Below are 16277 nucleotides of genomic sequence, written 5' to 3' on the forward strand. Positions count from 1 at the left end.
GAGCCATGCCGGAGCTGCCGGAGGTCGAGGCCCTCGCCGGGTTCCTCGCCGGGCGTCTCGCCGGCCGTACGGTCGAGCGGGTGTTCCCCGCCGCGGTGAGCGTGCTCAAGACGTACGACCCGCCGCTGAGCGCCTTCGAGGGGCACGTGGTGGCCGGTGTGCACCGGCACGGGAAGTTCCTCGACCTGGCCGCCCACGACGGCCCGCACCTGGTGTTCCACCTGGCCCGGGCCGGCTGGCTGCGCTGGAGCGACAGTCTGCCCGCCGTGCCGCCGCGCCCCGGCAAGGGCCCGCTGGCCCTGCGGTTGCGGCTCGCCGAGGGCGACGGCTTCGACCTCACCGAGGCCGGCACGCAGAAACGCCTCGCCGTCCACTGCGTACGCGACCCCGCCGACGTCCCCGGCATCGCCTCCCTCGGCCCCGACCCGCTCGCGCCGGGCTTCACCCTCGCCGCGTTCACCGGGCTGCTGCGCGGCGAGCGCCGCCAGGTCAAGGGCGTGCTGCGCGACCAGGGCGTCATTGCCGGCATCGGCAACGCCTACTCCGACGAGATCCTGCACGCCGCCCGCATGTCACCGTTCAAACTGGCCGCCTCCCTCACCGACGAGGAGGCCGCCGGCCTCTACGAGGCGCTGCGCACCACGCTGCTGGAGGCCGTGGAGCGGTCGCGCGGCCGGGCCGCCGCCGACCTGAAGGACGAGAAGCGGTCCGGGATGCGCGTGCACGGCCGGACCGGGCAGCCGTGCCCGGTGTGCGGGGACACCGTGCGCGAGGTGTCGTTCGCCGACTCCTCGCTCCAGTACTGCCCCACCTGCCAGACCGGCGGCAAGCCCCTGGCCGACCGCCGGCTGTCCCGGCTCCTCAAGTAGGACGCGGCCGGCTCAGTCCTGCGGGATGCCGCGCGCGTCGGCGTGCGCCAGCTCCGAGTGCCGGTAGGAGTACGCGAAGTACACCGCCAGGCCGATCACGAACCACACCGCGAACCGCACCCACGTCTGCCACGCCAGATAGGTGATCAGCCAGATGGAGGCGGCCACGCCGATGCCCGGCACCACCGGCACCCCCGGGCAGCGGAAGCTGCGCGGCAGGTCGGGGCGCCGGTAGCGCAGCACGATCACCGCCGTGCACACCACGGCGAACGCCAGCAGGATGCCGATGTTCGTCAGCTCGGCCGCCTCACCGATCGGCACCAGCCCCGCGATGGCCGCGGACGCCACGCCCACGATCCACGTCACGCGCGTCGGCACGTGCCGCGTGGGATGGGTGTGCGCGAACCACTTCGGCAGCAGCCCGTCGCGCGACATGGCGAACCACACCCGGGTGACTCCCAGCATGAACGTGAACATGACCGTGAGGATGCCGATGATGGCCCCGACCGCGATGATGTCCGCGATCCCGCTCAGCCCCACCGACTTGAACGCCGTCGAGAAGCCGCTCTCCTTGTCGATCTCCGAGTAGTGCTGCATGCCGGTGAGCACCAGGCACGCCAGCACGTACAGCACCATCGAGACGGCCAGCGAGTAGAGGATCGCCCGTGGCATGTGGCGCTGGGCGTCCTTCGACTCCTCCGCCGCGGTCGACATGGCGTCGTAGCCGAACACGGCGAAGAACACCGTGGCCGCGCCCGTGAACGCGCCGCTGACCCCGAACGGGAAGAACGGCGAGTAGTTGGCGGCCTTGATGTGGAAGAAGCCCACCCCGATCACCATCAGCACCACGAGCACCTTCAGCGCCACCACGATCGTCTCGAAGCGCGCCGCGTTCTTGATGCCCATGGTGAGCAGATAGGCGATGAGCAGGCACAGCACCGCCGCGAACAGGTCGATGCGGTGGCCCGGCCCCGTGCCCGGCGCCCCCAGCATCCACGCCGGCAGGTGCGCGCCCGTCTCCCCGACCAGGAAGTTGATGTAGCCCGAGATGCCGATGGCCACCACCGCCACGATCGCGGTGTACTCCAGCAGCAGGTCCCAGCCGATGAACCAGCCGCCCAGCTCGCCCAGGACCGCGTACCCGTAGGTGTACGCCGACCCGGCGCGCGGGATCAGGCCCGCGAACTCGGCGTACGAGAACGCCGCCGCCGCGCTCGCCACCCCCGCGATGAGGAACGACACCAGCACCGCCGGGCCCGCCACACCGTTGGCGATGGTGCCCGCGAGGCTGAAGATGCCGGCACCGATGATGCCGCCCACCCCGATCGCCGTGAGCTGCCACAGCCCCAGCGTCCGGGTCAGGTGCTCACCGTGCGCCTCGGTCTCCTCCGCCTCCTCGATCGTCTCGATCGGCTTGCGGCGCAGCACGCCGCGGCCGACGCCGAGTCCGGCCATGTCTCGTCCTCTCGTCGAGGGGGACGTCGAGCGGGACGTCGTCGGCCATGATGACCGACCCGGGGCGGCGACGGAAGGCGCCGCCCCGGCCCCGCCGGGCGGTTCAGCCGATGGCGGGCGGGGCCGCCCCGGCCCCCGTCCCCCACCCGGACGGCCGCGCACCGACCGTGAACTCCAGCCGGTCCGAGCGGCGCAGCTGCGCCGTCGTCAGGTACGTCCGGTCGTGGGCCCGCCCGTCCAGCCGCACCGCCGTCACGTACCGGTCGGTGCGCGAGGTGCCCGGCGCGCTCACCGTGAACCGGCCGCGCGGGTACCACCTCCGGTCCAGGCGCAGCTCCACCCGGTCGAACACCGGGGTGCTCAGCCCCCACACGTCCGCGCCCGGCTGCACCGGGTAGACGCCGATCGCCGACAGCACCATCCACGCCGACATCGTGCCCAGGTCGTCGTTGCCGGTCATGCCCGACGGCGCGTCCGTGAACAGGGTCAGCGCCGCGTGCACCACGTCGGTGGTCTTCCACGGCCGGCCCGCCGACAGATACGCGTAGGGGGCGATGAGGTCGGGCTCGTTCTGCGGGTTGTACTTGTCCGCGTTGTAGTAGTCGTACGGGCCGTTCACCCACACCTCGCGCGCGGTCCGCGCCGGGTCGGCCAGCAGCCGGTCGAGGGCGAAGAAGGAGTCCAGCCGCTTCTCGGTGGCCGCCGGGCCGCCCAGCAGCCGCACCAGCCCCGGCATGTCCTGCGGCACCAGCCACTGGTACTGCCAGGCCGTGCCCTCGTGGAAGCCGGGGCTGCGCGCCGGGGCGGCGTCGCCGGTGAAGGCGCCGGCGGCGTCACGCGGCCGGAAGAAGCCGGTCGCCGGGTCGAACAACCGTCGGTAGTTCCGCGACCGGGCCGCGTACCGAGCTGCGTCCGCCCGGTGGCCCAGGGCCCGTGCCATCTTCGCCAGCATCCCGTCCGCGAGCGCGTACTCCAGCGTCGCCGACGCGCCCTGCTGCAGGTCCGAGTCGCCCGGCTTGGCCGGCGGACGGCCCGGTTCGTACGGCACGAAGCCGTTCTTCACGTACCGGGCGTTGCCCTCCCGCCCCGCGTACGGTGACCCGCCCGGCGGCACCCCGTCGGCGTTCTTCCGCAGCGCCCGGTACGCCTCCTCCTCGTGGCCGGCCAGCAGACCGTGGTGGAAGGCGTTGGTGAGGTACGGCGTCACCGGGTCGCCGGTCATGATGTTCGTCTCGACCGTCGCGTACCCCCACTTGGGCAGCCAGCCGCCCTCCGCGTCGATCCGCAGCACCGACAGCGCCATGTCCCGCGCCTCGCGCGGCGCCAGCAGGGCCAGCAGCTGCGCCTGGGTGCGGTAGGTGTCCCACAGCGACCAGTTCTGGTAGTACGTGAAGCCCTTCGCGCGGTGGACCCGCCCGTCCCATCCGGTGTAGCGGCCGTCCACGTCACTGCCGGTGTTGGGGGACAGGAAGGCGCGGTAGAGGGACGAGTAGAAGGTACGCCGCAGCTCCGGCGCGCCGCCGGTGACCCGTACGTCCCCCAGGCGCCGCTGCCAGGCGCTGTGCGCCGCGGCGGCCGTGGCGTCGAAGCCGGCCGCCTCCGCCTTCAGGTTGCGCTCGGCACCCGCGGCGTCGACGTAGCTGATCGCGGTGGTCGCCTCCACCGTCCGGTCCCGCGCCGTGTCGAACCGCACCCACGCGCCGTTGCGCCCGCCGGCCGACCGGGAGGCGCGCGAGCCGCTCGTCGTACGGTCGCCGCTCCACGTGCCCCAGGAGGCGAAGGGCCGGTCGAAGCGCGTGAGGGTGTGCACCGTGTACGGGCGGGTGTCGCGGCAGAAGCCGCGTCCGGTGATGGTGGCGCGCACCGTCCGGTCGTCCAGCACCTCGATGCTGGTGGACACGGTGCGGTGCAGCGACTGCCCCGCGTTGAACATCACGTTGGCCCGGTCCGTGGCGGGGAAGGTGTACCGCTGCCGCCCCGTGTGCGCGGTGGCGCTGAGCTCGGCCGTGATCCCGCCGTACGATCCCAGCCGCACCCGGTAGTAGCCGGGACGGGCCGTCTCGTCCTCGTGCCGGAAGGCGGCGGCGTAGCGCGCGTTGTCGGTCTCGGTGACGTCCCCGGTGGTGGGCAGCACGGGCAGGTCGCCGCCCAGCCGGCAGCCCACGCCGGACAGGTGCACGGTGGAGAAGCCCCGGATGTGCGTCTCGTCGTAGTCGTAGCCCGTGCCGTGCCCCGTGTCGGGCGACAGCTGCACCATGCCGAACGGCACGGCCGCGCCGGGGAAGGTGTTGCCCTCGTTCCGCGTGCCGATGAAAGGATTGACCAGGGTGGTGGGGTCCTCGGCCGCAGCCGCCGGCCGCTGCGGACCGAGCGCGGTGGTGCCCAGCACCGCGGTGAGCGCGAGAGCGACGGTGGCGGTGCGGCGCAACAGGTGTGGCAGCGGGTGAACGGTCCGTCTCATACGGGCCTGCCCCTCGGGGGTGGGTGACGTGGGAGTCCGTGTCCGCGCAGAGGCTGGCGCGGCCCGTCGGGGGAGTCAAGGACGCTGCGAACGGTGGGCGTGGTGCGGCCGCGGCGCGGCGGGGACCCGGCCGGGCGTGTCCGCCTCGCGGCCCCGGGCCCGGTGCGGCACGGTGGGAGCATGTCCAACCACACCTACCGGGTGACCGAGATCGTCGGGTCCTCGCCGCAGAGCGTGGACGAGGCGATCCGCAACGGCATCGCGCGTGCCGCGCAGACGCTCCGCAACCTCGACTGGTTCGAGGTGACACAGATCAGGGGGCAGCTGGCTGAGGGCGGGGTCGCCCACTACCAGGTCGGGCTGAAGGTCGGCTTCCGCCTGGAGGACACCTGATGAACCCGATGACAGGCTGATCAGTCGCTGTCGTCCGCCTCCAGCCAGAACCCGGCGCGCTCCCGCCAGACGTGCACCAGCTCCTCGTCCCCGGTGACGTCCACGCCGCCGCCGTCCGGCGCGGCGCGGCCGTAGACGAACAGCAGCAGGTCCGTCAGCGGCCCGCGGACGGTGACGGCCGCCCTGCCGTGCCCGTGGCGCCACCCGGGCCGGTCGCCGGTGAGATCCACCAGCCAGGACGCGTCCGCGTCCGTCGCCCAGAAGCACAGGGTGCGCCCGGGACCCAGCAGCGCGGGCCGGCCGGGCCCGGCCCCGTACGCCTCGGGGAACGCCGCGTACTCCATCCACTCGTCGAGCGCATCGGCCACCACCTCGGCCTCCGCGGCGTACGGCACGCCCGCCGCCAGCGCCGCGTCGAACCGGTGCACGAGCGTCTCGTGCGCCATCCGCCGCGCCCAGAAGTCCGTCGACTCCAGCCCGTCCGCGGGCGTCCACACCCGCGTCCGGGGCCCGGCCCCGCGCAACGCCTCGGCCAGCCGCGCCGCGCCCACGGCCAGCCAGGCGTCCAGCACGTCGGGATCCTCGTCCACGAACCGCGCGACGTCGTTCACCTGTTCGTCGGACACGGGCCCCACGGCCCGCGTACGGACAACCGTCTCGGCCCACCCGTGCGCGCCGCCGACGTGGCGCAGCAACTGCCCGAGATTCCAGCCGGGACACGAGGGCACGGGCGCCCGCAGGTCCGCGCCCCGGACGTGGTCCCTCAACAGGGTGGTCTGCAACAGGATTTCCGCACGGTGGCGCTCGAAGGTCAGCGTGGTCATGCGGCCACCGTATCCGGGTGTGCCGTGCATCAGTGCGCCTCGCGCAGGTGAATGCCCATGCGGGTGGCGGCGGCACGCATGGCGGGCAGATCACCACGGCGCTCGGCGGTGCGACGGTCGTACTTGATCTTGGCGCATACGAGGCAGCGGCGGGGGAGTTCCGGCGCGGGTGCGGTGTTCTCCTGATGCTGCTGGGTCATGGCGGCAGCCCTCTCGTTCCGTCGCAGTGGGTGATCTTTCCTGTGCAACAGGCAACCGGCTGTCCGGCCGTGGCGGTACTGTGACCGACGGGGGCGGCTTTTCAATGCTTTAAACGCTGCTCGGTCGCGAGGAGTTGAGGCCGGTGTCGAAACACACGCCGAACGAGGGCCTGGAGCGGCTGTACCGCGAGGCGAAGTGGACGCTGCGGCAGTTCGCGCGGGAGGTCAACCGCATCGGCACGGAACGCGGCACACCGCTGCGGTACCGCGAGCCGTCCGTGCACCAGTGGCTGCACGGCTACATGCCGCGCGAGGATGTCCGCCCGCTGATCCTGGAGGCGCTGTCGCGGCGGCTGGGCCGCCCCGTGACGCACGCGGAGGCGGGATTCCCGCAGCCGCGCGGGGAGCAGGCGACGCCCGGCACGGTGGAGGGGCTCGTCGACCTGGGGCGCCAGGACATGGACCCGTCGCGCCGCAGCGTGCTCGGGTACAGCCTCTTCTCGGTGGCGCTGACGGTGCCGGGGTGGCCGGACGTGGTCGGGCGGATGGAAGCAGTGCAGACGGGGAAGACGCAGCGGATCGGCATGGCGGAAGTCGACATGGTCATCGCCATGACCGAACGCGTCTCCGAACTGGACGACCAGTTCGGCGGCCGCCATGCGCGGCCGATGGCCGCGGCGTTCCTGGTCAACACGGTGGCCCCGTACTTGCGCGCGGACGCGCCGGACGCGGTGCGGAAGGCGATGATGTCGGCGGCGTCGGATCTGTGTTACCTGACGGGGTGGATGGCCGTCGACGAGGGGTTGCACGGGCTGGCGCAGCAGTACTACGTGAAGGCGCTCGAACTCGCGGGTGCGTCCGAGGACCACCTGACCTACTGCACGACGCTGCGGGGAATGAGCGTCCAGGCCGTGGACCTGGGCCATGGCCCGCAGGCCATGCGGCTGGCCGATGCCGCCGCAGCGGCGGCGCCGCAGGCGGGGCCCCGTATGCGCGCGTTCCTGGCCGGCCAGCAGGCGCACGCGTCGGCGCAGGTCGGCGAGCGCAGCAACGCGTTGCTGTTCCTCAAGGAGGCCGAAACGGCAATGGAGAAGGCGGAGTCGCGCGAGAAGGCGTTCGGCTCCTACGACCCCTCGTCGCTGCACTACCACATCAGCCACGTCTGTCACGAGCTGGGAGATCTGCCGACGGCGGTGGACGCGATGCGGGAGTCGGACAAGCTGTGCCACGCAGTCTACCGCCGGTCCCGCGTCAAGGAGCGCGCCACGCTGGCCGAGTTCCAGATGGAACTCGGCCATCTCGAAGCAGCCTGCGCCACCTGGAACGAGGCGCTCGACGAATACCCGCTGGTGCAGAGCAACAAGGTCGATCAGCGGTTCCGCACCATGCTCGGAATGATCCGCCCGCACCGGAACAACCGCACCGCACGCGCGCTCTACGAGCGCGCCCGGTATGTCGTGCCCGCGGCCGTTCCGGCCTGAACGCTGCTCATACGGGCCTGGGCCCGGTCAGGCCGTGTGGTCCGTGACATTGGCCACCATCGTGCGGAGCACCTTGAGCGCGGCCACGTACTCCTCGTCGCTGATGCCCTGGTGCACCACGGACCGGAGCTCGGTCGCCAGCTCGCGCACCCGGACTCGGGCGGTCTCGCCGGGATCGGTGAGGTGCAGGTGCTGCTCGGCGTCGAGCCGGAGCCAGCCGCGGTGCAGGAGCTGATCGACCACCCGGGCGATCTCGTGTTCGCCGTCGGCCAGCGGGGTCAGCTGGGTGACCACTTCCTCCCGGGTGGGCGGTGTCGTTCCGCCGTTCACGCGGTTGAGCACCCAGTACTGCGGCTGTGTGACGTCGATTTTGGCCATGGCGTCACGCAGGTGCCGGGTGACGGCCGTGTGGACGAGGCCGCTCCAGTAGCCGATGGGCTGCGTGGCCAACTTGTCGTCGGTCATCGCCGGGTCTGCCGGTGCCTGGTCCGTCATGGTGCCGGTCGGCTGCTCCATGGTCACGACGCCTGGCCGCGCGGGAGGACCGTCGACAGGACCTGCGGCAGCGGGTACCAGTCCGCCGTGGCGAAGCTGGCGTGGCCGCGGGCCAGGAGGGCGACGCGGTCGCGGGCCTGGGCCTCGGTGGGGCGGGTGCCGTCGATGGCCGGGGGGACGTTGTGCGCGTCGGTCATGACGACGAGGTAGTGCCGGTCGTCGTACCACGACGTGTCGATGCCGTTCGCGCCGCCGCCGAGGTACGTGGCGGCGTCGCCGTCGAACACGACGAACCAGGGGCGGATCGACGCGTCGGCGTACCGCGTACGCGGGTCACCGGCGGCGGCTCCGTGCACCGCGGGGAACGCGGTGGCGCGGTCGAGGTGACCGGCGGCGGCGAGGTCGCGCAGGTGGGTGGCGTACTCGCGGTCGGTCCAGAGGTGGTCGGCCGGGTTGCGTTCCTCCAGCGTGCCGGGGATGAGTTCGACGACGAACTTGCCGGCGAGGGCGGACCGGGAGGGCCAGGAGCCGGCCCGTACGGCCGCGTCGAGCGTGGCGTGCCGCCCGGTGAGGTCGCCGGGGCGGTAGAGCGCGTCGCCGAGCTTGGAGGTGAGGAGGGCGTCGAACTCGGCGGGCCCGCGGCCGCTGTTGGCGTTGAAGCCGTCCTTCATCTCCACCTTGAGGAGGACCGGGCGGTGCCCGGGGTGGGCGTCGTGCCAGGCGCGGATGTCGGCGAGGCAGCCGTCGAGGGGCTGGTTGCGGGTGGGGTGGGTGCGCAGCTGGGAGGGGGAGCCGGCGCCCTCGCAGTTGTTGTCGTTGCGGAGGGGGTTGCCGTGGGAGACGCGGAAGGACCGGCCGCCGAAGCCGTTCGTCCAGACGTCGAGTTCGAGGAGGGAGGCGCCGGAGTCGAGGGCGTCGGCGAAGTAGGGGTACTTGGCGCGGTCGTAGGCGTTGTGGACGCCGACGGAGGTGGTGGCGGCGTAGTCGCGCGGCTCGGTGGCGCCCACGGGGGTGGTCGCGGCGGCCGTCATTGCTGCTGCGGCGAGGAGCGTGAGGGCGGCGCGCAGCGGCCGTATGCGTCTCATGGGTTCTCCTGGAGCGCTGGTGGGCGGGTGGCCCGGGGGATGAGCGACCAGAAGAGTAACCGGAGGTGATGGTCGGTCAGATGAACGGCCGGTGAGAGAATCACCGACCATGCCCTTCGCACACGCGGCCGACGGCGCCGCACTCCACTACGAGGTCCGCGGCGCCGGTGAGCCGCTGGTGCTGCTGAGCGGGCAGGCCAACGACCACCACTGGTGGGACGCGGTGCGGCCCGCGTTCGAGGCCGAGTTCACCACCGTCGTCATGGACTACCGCGGAACCGGGGCCAGCGACCGGCCCGGGACGGACACGTACAGCACACCGGGGTTCGCCCGCGACGTGCTGGCCGTCCTCGACCATGCAGGGATCGGCCGGGCCCACGTCTACGGCACGTCCATGGGCGGGCGGGTCGCACAGTGGCTCGCCGCCGGCCACCCCGGACGCGTCGGCCGGCTCGTGCTCGGCTGTACGTCGCCGGGGGCGCCGCACGGCGTCGAGCGCGGGCCGGAGGTCCGGCGGGCCCTGGCGCAGCCCGATGCCGTGGCCGCACGGCGCGCGCTGCGCGAACTCATGTACACGCCGGCCTGGCTCGCCCGGCACGCCGGGCCGCTGCACACGCTCGGCGACCCGACGATGTCCGCCGGCGACCGCCGCCGTCACCTGCGGGCGAGCGCCCGCCACGACGCGTGGGACGCACTGCCGCGGATCACGGCGCCGACGCTCGTCGTCCACGGCACCGACGACAGGTTCAACCCGACCGCCAACGCGCCGCTGCTCGCCGAACGCATTCCGGACGCGCGGATGTGCCTCATCCCCGGGGCCCGCCACGCGTACTTCGAGGAGTTCGCGGACATCGCCACCCCGTTGGTGCTCGGATTCCTGACGGACGGGGTGCTGCCGACGCTACCGCCGCGCCGGACCGCGAGCTGAGTGCCGCAGCACGCAGTCGCCGCACATGCCGCCGCCGGTGGGCACGCGGTAGTACAGGCAGCAGGTGCGGCGGACGAACGACACGGCGGGGCGGGTGCGCAGGGTGCCGGTGTCGCGCAGCAACGGGTGCGTGAACAGGGCCCGGGTCAGCGCCACGGCCCGTACGGCGACCTGCGGGCGGCCCTCGGACCGGCACCAGTCGTGGAGGACGCGCGCCGAACCGGCGAGCGACGAACCGGCGTTGCCCCACAGCAGCTGCGCGGAGATCGGCACGACGGCGCGCGTGGCCGCGTGCAGCGGCACGAGAAGGCCGTCGACGACGGTGGCCGCGATGCTCCCGGCGTCCGCCGGGAGCGGCGGCGGGGCGGGGTGGGGCAGCCACAGGTCGTCCGGCGCGGTACGGGCCGGGTGCCACAGCAGCCGGCCGCCGGCCAGGTCGGGCACCCGGCCGGTGAGCACCGCCGCGCCGAGCGCGACGGACAGCAGCCGGCCGGCGATGCCCTGGAACGCGACGGAGGCCGCCACCCGCGTGTCGTCCGTGCCCAGCCGCTCGGCGACGACGGGTACGCGGGCGCGTACGGCGTCGTCACCGAGCGGCAGGCAGCCTCCCGGCGGTCCGTCGGTGCGCAGGGCGAAGAAGGGCCCCACGGCGGCGGGGTCGGGGAGGTGGTGCATGGGCGGCTCAGGAGTCGTTGCGGCGGTGGCGGGAGAGGACGAGGGCCGTGGCACCGGTCAGCAGCAGGGCCGCGGAACCGACGGCGGCGGGCAGGGCGGTGCCCATGCCGGTGGAGGCGAGACTTTCGCTGCCGCCTGTGGTGCCCGTGGTGCCGCCGGTCGGGTAGGTGGTGGGGTAGCCGGTGGGGTCGGGCGACGCGGTGGCGGAAGCGGATGGGGTCGGGGCCGGGGACGGCGTGGCGGTGGGATTCACCGAGGGGGAGACGGAGGGGGCGGGCGTGGGCGTGGGTGAGGGCGTGACGTCGGTGGTCGTGCCGCCCGTGGTCGTGCCGCCCGTGGTCGTCGTGTGCGAGGTGGTCGTCGTCCCGTGGTCCGACGCGCAGCCGACGACGGCATGGCTGCCCTGGGCGCCCTTGCCGTCGATGGCGGCCAGGGACGTGCCGGCGAGGGCGGGGAGCGCGCGGGCGGTGGCGGGGAGCGACTTGTCGACCGAGCCGCGGTCCTCCGCCGTGGCGTCACAGCCCAGTTGCTTGCCGTGCAGCCACTTCTGCCCCTTGGCGACGGCCTCGTGACGACCGCCGGCCGCCAGGGCCTGCACCCCGAGCGCGGTGGACTCGGTGTTGGCCGCGAAGCTGCCGTCGGCCTGCTGCTGCTTCTCCAGCCACTCCAGGGCGGGCTTGGCGTCGTCCTTGCGGTCGGCGGCCAGCAGTGCCTGGACGGCTATGGACGTGGTGCCGAGGTCGGGTGTGCAGTCCGCCCGGCCGGCCGCGCCGGGGAAACCTCCGCCCTGGGGGCAACGGGCCTTGGCGAGGAGGTCGACGGCGTCGGCGGGCGCGCCGCCGTGGCGCTGGAGCGCGAGCACGACCAGCGCCCGGGTGGTGAGGTCCTTGGTGTCCGTCTGCTGCTTGAGCAGCGTCGTCAGGTCCTGCTCGCCGAACTTCCGGGCGTCCCGGTGCTCGACGGCGGCCACGAGCGCGAGCTTGGCGACGGCACGCGGGCCGGTGGCGACGTACGCCTTGGCGTGCGCGGGCGTGGCGAGCCAGTCGGTGGCCTTCGTGGCGGCGTCACCGGCGGTGCCGGAGGCGGCGAGGCCGAGGACGACGTCGGCGGTCAGCTCGTAGTCGTCGCCGGCGTGGGCACCGCCGGTCAGCCGGGAGGCGACCCAGCCGGCGGCCCCGGCAGCCGGCCGGGATCCGGCCCCGGCCGCCTTCTCGGAGGCCGGATGGTTGTCGGCGACGGCCGCACCGCCGGGCAGCAGGAGTGCCGCACCGAGCAGGGCCGCGGGCAGCGCGACGGCTGCCCGGGGGCGCAGGGACGGGGGCATGGGCTCTCTCTCCTCGAGTCAGGTACGCGGAGCGGGAACAACGGCCGGAACCACGGGTTCACGAGGAAGAGCGCCGTCTCGATACCGATGGTGCCGGCAGCGGGCCCGTCCTATTCGAACGAACATCGAATGGCATCGCACACTGTAGCGCCACCCCCGACCTCGAGCCACGGCCGTCGCTGTGTGCTCCGACCCGACATGGCCGGCAGGCTCGGCGGGTTACGGCACGCGGTCGGATTCGGCCGAAGCTCGGGCGTGGCTCCCGGAGGTAACACGGGGGATCAAGCCAGTGCGTACCGAATAACCGAGTGATCACCCTGATTCCCGCCTGGTTCTGCCATGACGTGTGGATCTTAGGTAACGCATCAGCCTCTTTGATTCCGTTTCTTGCCGAGGAAGGTCGATGAATGACCACGCATGGGTGTCGGTGCCGGTTCGGTGGTTTCCGGACAGGGGTGGTTGAGGTGCTGGTGACGGACGTGGCGTGCGTGAATGATGAGGGTGTACACGACAGCGGCAGAGCCGGTGACGGCCGCAGGAATCGCGGCTGTCGGCACTGGAGTCGCAAGAGCCGGGAGGGGAGCTCTGCGGGGGAAAAGCCCGTGGGGCTCGGGCTCTGTCGACCGTCAGGACCGCCCCGTGAGGGGCAGGAGGGGAAACCGAGATGAAGAAATCCGCAGCCAGGGCACTTGCTGGCCTGGCGGTGGCTGGTGTAGCTCTGATCGGGGCTTCGCCAGCGTTCGCCGAAATCCGTGCCTACTCGCCGAACGGCAAGGCATGGGCGGCCACGGGCTACAACGACACCAAGTTGTGGTTGGAGCAGCGGACGGACGGCAAGTCTCACGCCGACTACTACCGCACCGATGACGACTCGCCGTATCACCTCTGGAACAAGAGTGGTGGGGTGGTGTCCAGCTCCCAAGGGGCGACGATCTACAAGGTCAGAGTCTGTGAGTGGGTGCCTGACAACAACGACAACTGTGGTCACTGGCAGAACAATTAGCCTCCACCGGGGCCAGCTGTCCATGCAGTGATGTGAGGCCCTTCGGCGGGAGGCGGCTATGCAGCCGCCTCCCGCCTCCATGCGTTGCCAATGTGCAGAGAAAACGAGAAGAGTACTTCATGGGGCAGGGTGGGGGAGTGCCGAACGAACCGGCACTTCGCGTGGAAGGGCTGTGTTACGAGGTCGGTGGCCGCGTTCTTCTTGACCATGTTGGATTACGTGTGTCGGCCGGCGAGTCGGTCGCCGTTGTCGGTCCGAGCGGTAGTGGGAAGAGCACCCTGCTGGGATGTCTGCTCGGCCTGGTAAGACCCGGAGAGGGTGTGATCTCGGTCGCGGGTCGGGACATTGTGCGTATGCGGCGACGAGAACTGGAACGACACCGCAGCCGGCACATGGGCGTAGTTTTCCAGTTCGGTGAACTGCTACCGGAGTTGACGCCGGTCGAGAACGTCGCGCTCGCTGCTCTGCTGGGTGGTGTCAAAGCACAGCTGGCCTACCGCCGCGCCGAATCCTTACTGAAGGAACTCGAGGTACGTGCTCATGGTATTTCCACGGGACATCTCTCGGGCGGTGAGCGTCAGCGCGTGGCCGTCGCCCGGGCTCTGATCAACGAACCGGCCATCCTGTTGGCCGACGAACCTACCGGTGCCCTTGACTCGGCCACACGTGACAGCGTCGCCCACCTGCTCTTCGACGTGCCCAGGCGCTGGAGCTGCGCGTTGATCGTCGTCACCCACGACAAGACCGTGGCCCAGAGAGCCGATCACTGTCTGGAACTGACCGGCGCCAGCCTGGTCCCGTATGTGGCAGGGATTCCGGGAGGCCGACAGTGACGAGATCCTTCACTGGTCGCCCCCTGTGGGCACAACTCCTGGTGATCGGCCGTGCGGGCGGAAGACGGTCGGAGGGGGGCGGGGTCAGAGCTGTAGCTCTGCTCCTTGCGGCCGCCCTGCTGGCTGTCGTGTTCTCCGCCGTGGTGGCGGTGCATGCCGTGTATGACGGCATTGAGCAACGCTCGCAAGCGCGCGCTCTTCAATACCAGAAGGCGTATCCCGCGAGGAAACCTGTTGCACTCGTGGTGGACAGCTTCGACACGGTAAAGGGGGTACAGCACAGTGTCGTCTTCGTGCGACCTCTCAGCGCCGATGCCCCACTACCACCAGGTGTGGAACGATGGCCCGCGCCGGGAGAAGTGGTGGCATCGCCTGGCCTCGTCCGCGCCCTGGAATCGGAACACGCCCCTGGCAGGTTCGGGAGGATCGTCGGCGAGATCCGCAATAGCGGGCTCGCCAGCCCCGGTGAACGGTTCGCGTACGTCAATCCGACAGAAGTGCAGTTGCGCCGGGCAAGAGTCGAGCCGATCGTCGGATTCGGCTGGCCAGGGCAAGGGATGCCCGGAGACCTCCTTTTCATCGGAGAACGTGCCGGCCTGCTCAACGCGTTGTGCCTCGTGCTCGTGCCGGTTCTCGTCCTCGCCGTCCTCGCCGTCCGCATGGGAGCGTCCGCCCGGGACAAGCGGACTGCGTTGATCAGTGCACTTGGTGGCGGATGGCGGGCACGACTGTGGCTCCACTGGGGAGAAGCGGGGCCTCCTGTCCTGGCTGGCGCGCTGCTCGGTACCCTCCCAGGTCTGATCGTCGCCACAACGGGCGATGTACGCCTGCCGTGGGTCGACTATTGGCTCTCCTCCGCCGACCTGCGCCGGTCGTTCTGGGAACTCCTGGGCATGGGAGGAGTTGCCGCAGCGTTCGTGCTGGCTCTTGTCGGCGTCATGCACCGGGCCGTCTCACGTCGCCGCTCCGTCTCGACCCGAGTGACTGCTCGACGTAGCAAAGTCGTTCACTGGGGAGCCCTCGCCTGTCCGATCCTTCTGTTCGTCACCGTTACGGTGCCCGCGCAGCTTGATCCTGCAGAGCACACCCAGCTGCGGGCCAACCTCTACAACATAGGTATCGGCCTAGTGCTGGTCACCCTGCCGTGTGTTGTCGCGCTCGGTGCCGCCGCCGTGGGCCGCGGACTTGCCGCCGCCACACGACGGACCGGCAGCGGTGGCGCACTGGTGTCCGGGCGCCATACGGAGTCTCATCCGGGGGTGACTGCTCGCTTGGTCGCCGGTGTGGCGGTTGCCCTGGTCGTGGTGACACAGGTGCAGCTGAACAGCCTCCATTTCGGATCTTCCGCTGCGGCTGCCCGGAGGACCGCCGCACAGATCGGCCAGAGTCTGCTGGTCATGGACTTCCGCCCGGAGAAGGTGGACAAGGGGCAGATGGAAGATCTGCTGCGGCGTCTCCCGCCAGGCACAGAGGTACTTGCCGTCCGTCCGGCGGACAGTCCTGCCGCGGCCACCTCGCTCCAGGGGTCGTGCAACGCCCTGCGGTCCGTGCACGTGCAGTGTTCCGGCGCCGCTCTGCGAGTCGACGTCAGGGCCGTCGACCGCCGTATCGCTGAAGCGATCCGCTGGACCGGTCCGAGACCGGATCACCTTGAGGTCAAAGTGGGGCCGGTACTGACCGACAACCTGCTGGAAGGCCCCCGGACTGTGTTTCTGACGTCCTCGGACGGCAAAAACCTTCCCGTCGTCGCCATCAAGCAGCTTGTGCGCGATCATTTGTCGATCAACGCAGCCCAAGTAGGGGTACCCGGTGAGAGCTGGCTCGAAGGGTCCAAGCTGACGGAGAACCACGGCCGGTGGGTGGCGTTCTTCGGAGTACCCGGAATCCTCGTGCTCGCCCTTGCTGTGGCACTCGTCAACCTCGCCGAGTTCCTGCGCTTCGGCAACAGCATGGCGCCGCTGAGCGTGCTCACCGGTCAACGACGGCTCTACTACTCGGCATCGGTGTTCTCCCTCCTCCTGCCCCTGATCGCTGCCATCGCCGTCGGTCTTGTGGCGGCACAGTGGCTGGCGGCACCACAGGAGGTGCCGGCCGAAGGGATCGTTCTTCCCATGTCCGTGGTGTGGAGTGCAGCCGGCGCCTTGGTCGCTCTGTCTGCCGTCACCTCCTGGTGGGGAGCCCGTGCCGCGATTCGTCAAGCGGCTCGGTGGCGTCCGTACGGCGCCTAGCTGCACCTCTGACGGTTCCGGTC

The 16277-nt window shown here is 71.3% G+C and carries 15 protein-coding genes; 7 read left to right on the forward strand and 8 right to left on the reverse strand.

Annotated features, from left to right (window positions below):
* Positions 1-5 precede the first annotated feature (5 nt).
* Positions 6-869: an Fpg/Nei family DNA glycosylase gene (locus IE305_RS03890; RefSeq protein ID WP_190127913.1), complete on the forward strand. Its 864-nt coding sequence runs from the start codon at positions 6-8 to the stop codon at positions 867-869.
* Between the two features lie 12 nt (positions 870-881).
* Here IE305_RS03890 and IE305_RS03895 read toward each other — a convergent pair whose 3' ends face one another.
* Entirely contained in the window at positions 882-2324 is a 1443-nt protein-coding gene (locus tag IE305_RS03895) for an amino acid permease (protein WP_190127914.1), read from the reverse strand.
* A 103-nt stretch (positions 2325-2427) separates the two neighbouring features.
* The gene (locus IE305_RS03900; RefSeq protein WP_190127915.1) at positions 2428-4785 is read right to left on the reverse strand and encodes a GH92 family glycosyl hydrolase; all 2358 of its coding nucleotides are present in this window, start codon (positions 4783-4785) and stop codon (positions 2428-2430) included.
* Between the two features lie 180 nt (positions 4786-4965).
* Between IE305_RS03900 and IE305_RS03905 the strand changes: the two genes are divergently transcribed.
* The gene (locus IE305_RS03905; protein WP_190127916.1) at positions 4966-5178 is read left to right on the forward strand and encodes a dodecin; all 213 of its coding nucleotides are present in this window, start codon (positions 4966-4968) and stop codon (positions 5176-5178) included.
* 20 nt (positions 5179-5198) lie between these two features.
* Here IE305_RS03905 and IE305_RS03910 read toward each other — a convergent pair whose 3' ends face one another.
* Positions 5199-6002: a maleylpyruvate isomerase family mycothiol-dependent enzyme gene (locus IE305_RS03910; protein ID WP_190127917.1), complete on the reverse strand. Its 804-nt coding sequence runs from the start codon at positions 6000-6002 to the stop codon at positions 5199-5201.
* Positions 6003-6031: 29 nt separating this feature from the next.
* Positions 6032-6202 (reverse strand): hypothetical protein, encoded by a 171-nt coding sequence (locus IE305_RS03915; RefSeq protein ID WP_190127918.1) that lies wholly within the window; start codon positions 6200-6202, stop codon positions 6032-6034.
* Positions 6203-6345: 143 nt separating this feature from the next.
* Here IE305_RS03915 and IE305_RS03920 point away from each other — a divergent pair, with 143 nt between their 5' ends.
* Positions 6346-7683 carry an NsdA family TPR-like regulatory protein gene (locus IE305_RS03920; protein WP_190127919.1) on the forward strand — a complete coding sequence of 446 codons (1338 nt, stop codon included), beginning with the start codon at positions 6346-6348 and terminating at the stop codon, positions 7681-7683.
* Between the two features lie 27 nt (positions 7684-7710).
* Here IE305_RS03920 and IE305_RS03925 read toward each other — a convergent pair whose 3' ends face one another.
* Positions 7711-8199 carry a winged helix DNA-binding protein gene (locus IE305_RS03925; RefSeq protein WP_190127920.1) on the reverse strand — a complete coding sequence of 163 codons (489 nt, stop codon included), beginning with the start codon at positions 8197-8199 and terminating at the stop codon, positions 7711-7713.
* 2 nt (positions 8200-8201) lie between these two features.
* The gene (locus tag IE305_RS03930; RefSeq protein WP_190127921.1) at positions 8202-9263 is read right to left on the reverse strand and encodes a phosphatidylinositol-specific phospholipase C domain-containing protein; all 1062 of its coding nucleotides are present in this window, start codon (positions 9261-9263) and stop codon (positions 8202-8204) included.
* A 109-nt stretch (positions 9264-9372) separates the two neighbouring features.
* Between IE305_RS03930 and IE305_RS03935 the strand changes: the two genes are divergently transcribed.
* Positions 9373-10191, forward strand: coding sequence for an alpha/beta fold hydrolase (locus tag IE305_RS03935; protein WP_190127922.1), 819 nt, complete (start codon positions 9373-9375; stop codon positions 10189-10191).
* Here IE305_RS03935 and IE305_RS03940 read toward each other — a convergent pair.
* Together IE305_RS03940 and IE305_RS03945 are read right to left on the reverse strand one after the other, a co-directional pair.
* The gene (locus IE305_RS03940) at positions 10165-10866 is read right to left on the reverse strand and encodes a (2Fe-2S)-binding protein (RefSeq protein ID WP_190127923.1); all 702 of its coding nucleotides are present in this window, start codon (positions 10864-10866) and stop codon (positions 10165-10167) included. The two genes, IE305_RS03935 and IE305_RS03940, sit on opposite strands and share 27 nt — an antisense overlap.
* 7 nt (positions 10867-10873) lie before the next feature.
* Positions 10874-12190 (reverse strand): prenyltransferase/squalene oxidase repeat-containing protein, encoded by a 1317-nt coding sequence (locus tag IE305_RS03945; RefSeq protein ID WP_190127924.1) that lies wholly within the window; start codon positions 12188-12190, stop codon positions 10874-10876.
* Positions 12191-12854: 664 nt separating this feature from the next.
* Between IE305_RS03945 and IE305_RS03950 the strand changes: the two genes are divergently transcribed.
* From IE305_RS03950 to IE305_RS03960, 3 genes are all read left to right on the forward strand, one after another.
* Positions 12855-13193, forward strand: coding sequence for a hypothetical protein (locus IE305_RS03950; protein WP_190127925.1), 339 nt, complete (start codon positions 12855-12857; stop codon positions 13191-13193).
* Between the two features lie 119 nt (positions 13194-13312).
* The gene (locus IE305_RS03955; RefSeq protein ID WP_190128208.1) at positions 13313-14026 is read left to right on the forward strand and encodes an ABC transporter ATP-binding protein; all 714 of its coding nucleotides are present in this window, start codon (positions 13313-13315) and stop codon (positions 14024-14026) included.
* A gap of 128 nt (positions 14027-14154) precedes the next feature.
* Positions 14155-16254: a hypothetical protein gene (locus IE305_RS03960; protein WP_190127926.1), complete on the forward strand. Its 2100-nt coding sequence runs from the start codon at positions 14155-14157 to the stop codon at positions 16252-16254.
* Positions 16255-16277 lie beyond the last annotated feature (23 nt).

The organism is Streptomyces mashuensis (genome assembly GCF_014654785.1).
GTDB lineage: Bacteria > Actinomycetota > Actinomycetes > Streptomycetales > Streptomycetaceae > Streptomyces > Streptomyces mashuensis.

Excerpts from the sequence above, each read along its gene's own strand:
- IE305_RS03890 (WP_190127913.1), top strand. The coding sequence starts at position 6 with ATGCCGGAGCTGCCGGAGGTCGAGGCCCTCGCCGGGTTCCTCGCCGGG.
- IE305_RS03895 (WP_190127914.1), bottom strand. The coding sequence starts at position 2,324 with ATGGCCGGACTCGGCGTCGGCCGCGGCGTGCTGCGCCGCAAGCCGATC.
- IE305_RS03900 (WP_190127915.1), bottom strand. The coding sequence starts at position 4,785 with ATGAGACGGACCGTTCACCCGCTGCCACACCTGTTGCGCCGCACCGCC.
- IE305_RS03905 (WP_190127916.1), top strand. The coding sequence starts at position 4,966 with ATGTCCAACCACACCTACCGGGTGACCGAGATCGTCGGGTCCTCGCCG.
- IE305_RS03910 (WP_190127917.1), bottom strand. The coding sequence starts at position 6,002 with ATGACCACGCTGACCTTCGAGCGCCACCGTGCGGAAATCCTGTTGCAG.
- IE305_RS03915 (WP_190127918.1), bottom strand. The coding sequence starts at position 6,202 with ATGACCCAGCAGCATCAGGAGAACACCGCACCCGCGCCGGAACTCCCC.
- IE305_RS03925 (WP_190127920.1), bottom strand. The coding sequence starts at position 8,199 with ATGGAGCAGCCGACCGGCACCATGACGGACCAGGCACCGGCAGACCCG.
- IE305_RS03930 (WP_190127921.1), bottom strand. The coding sequence starts at position 9,263 with ATGAGACGCATACGGCCGCTGCGCGCCGCCCTCACGCTCCTCGCCGCA.
- IE305_RS03935 (WP_190127922.1), top strand. The coding sequence starts at position 9,373 with ATGCCCTTCGCACACGCGGCCGACGGCGCCGCACTCCACTACGAGGTC.
- IE305_RS03940 (WP_190127923.1), bottom strand. The coding sequence starts at position 10,866 with ATGCACCACCTCCCCGACCCCGCCGCCGTGGGGCCCTTCTTCGCCCTG.
- IE305_RS03945 (WP_190127924.1), bottom strand. The coding sequence starts at position 12,190 with ATGCCCCCGTCCCTGCGCCCCCGGGCAGCCGTCGCGCTGCCCGCGGCC.
- IE305_RS03950 (WP_190127925.1), top strand. The coding sequence starts at position 12,855 with ATGAAGAAATCCGCAGCCAGGGCACTTGCTGGCCTGGCGGTGGCTGGT.
- IE305_RS03955 (WP_190128208.1), top strand. The coding sequence starts at position 13,313 with ATGGGGCAGGGTGGGGGAGTGCCGAACGAACCGGCACTTCGCGTGGAA.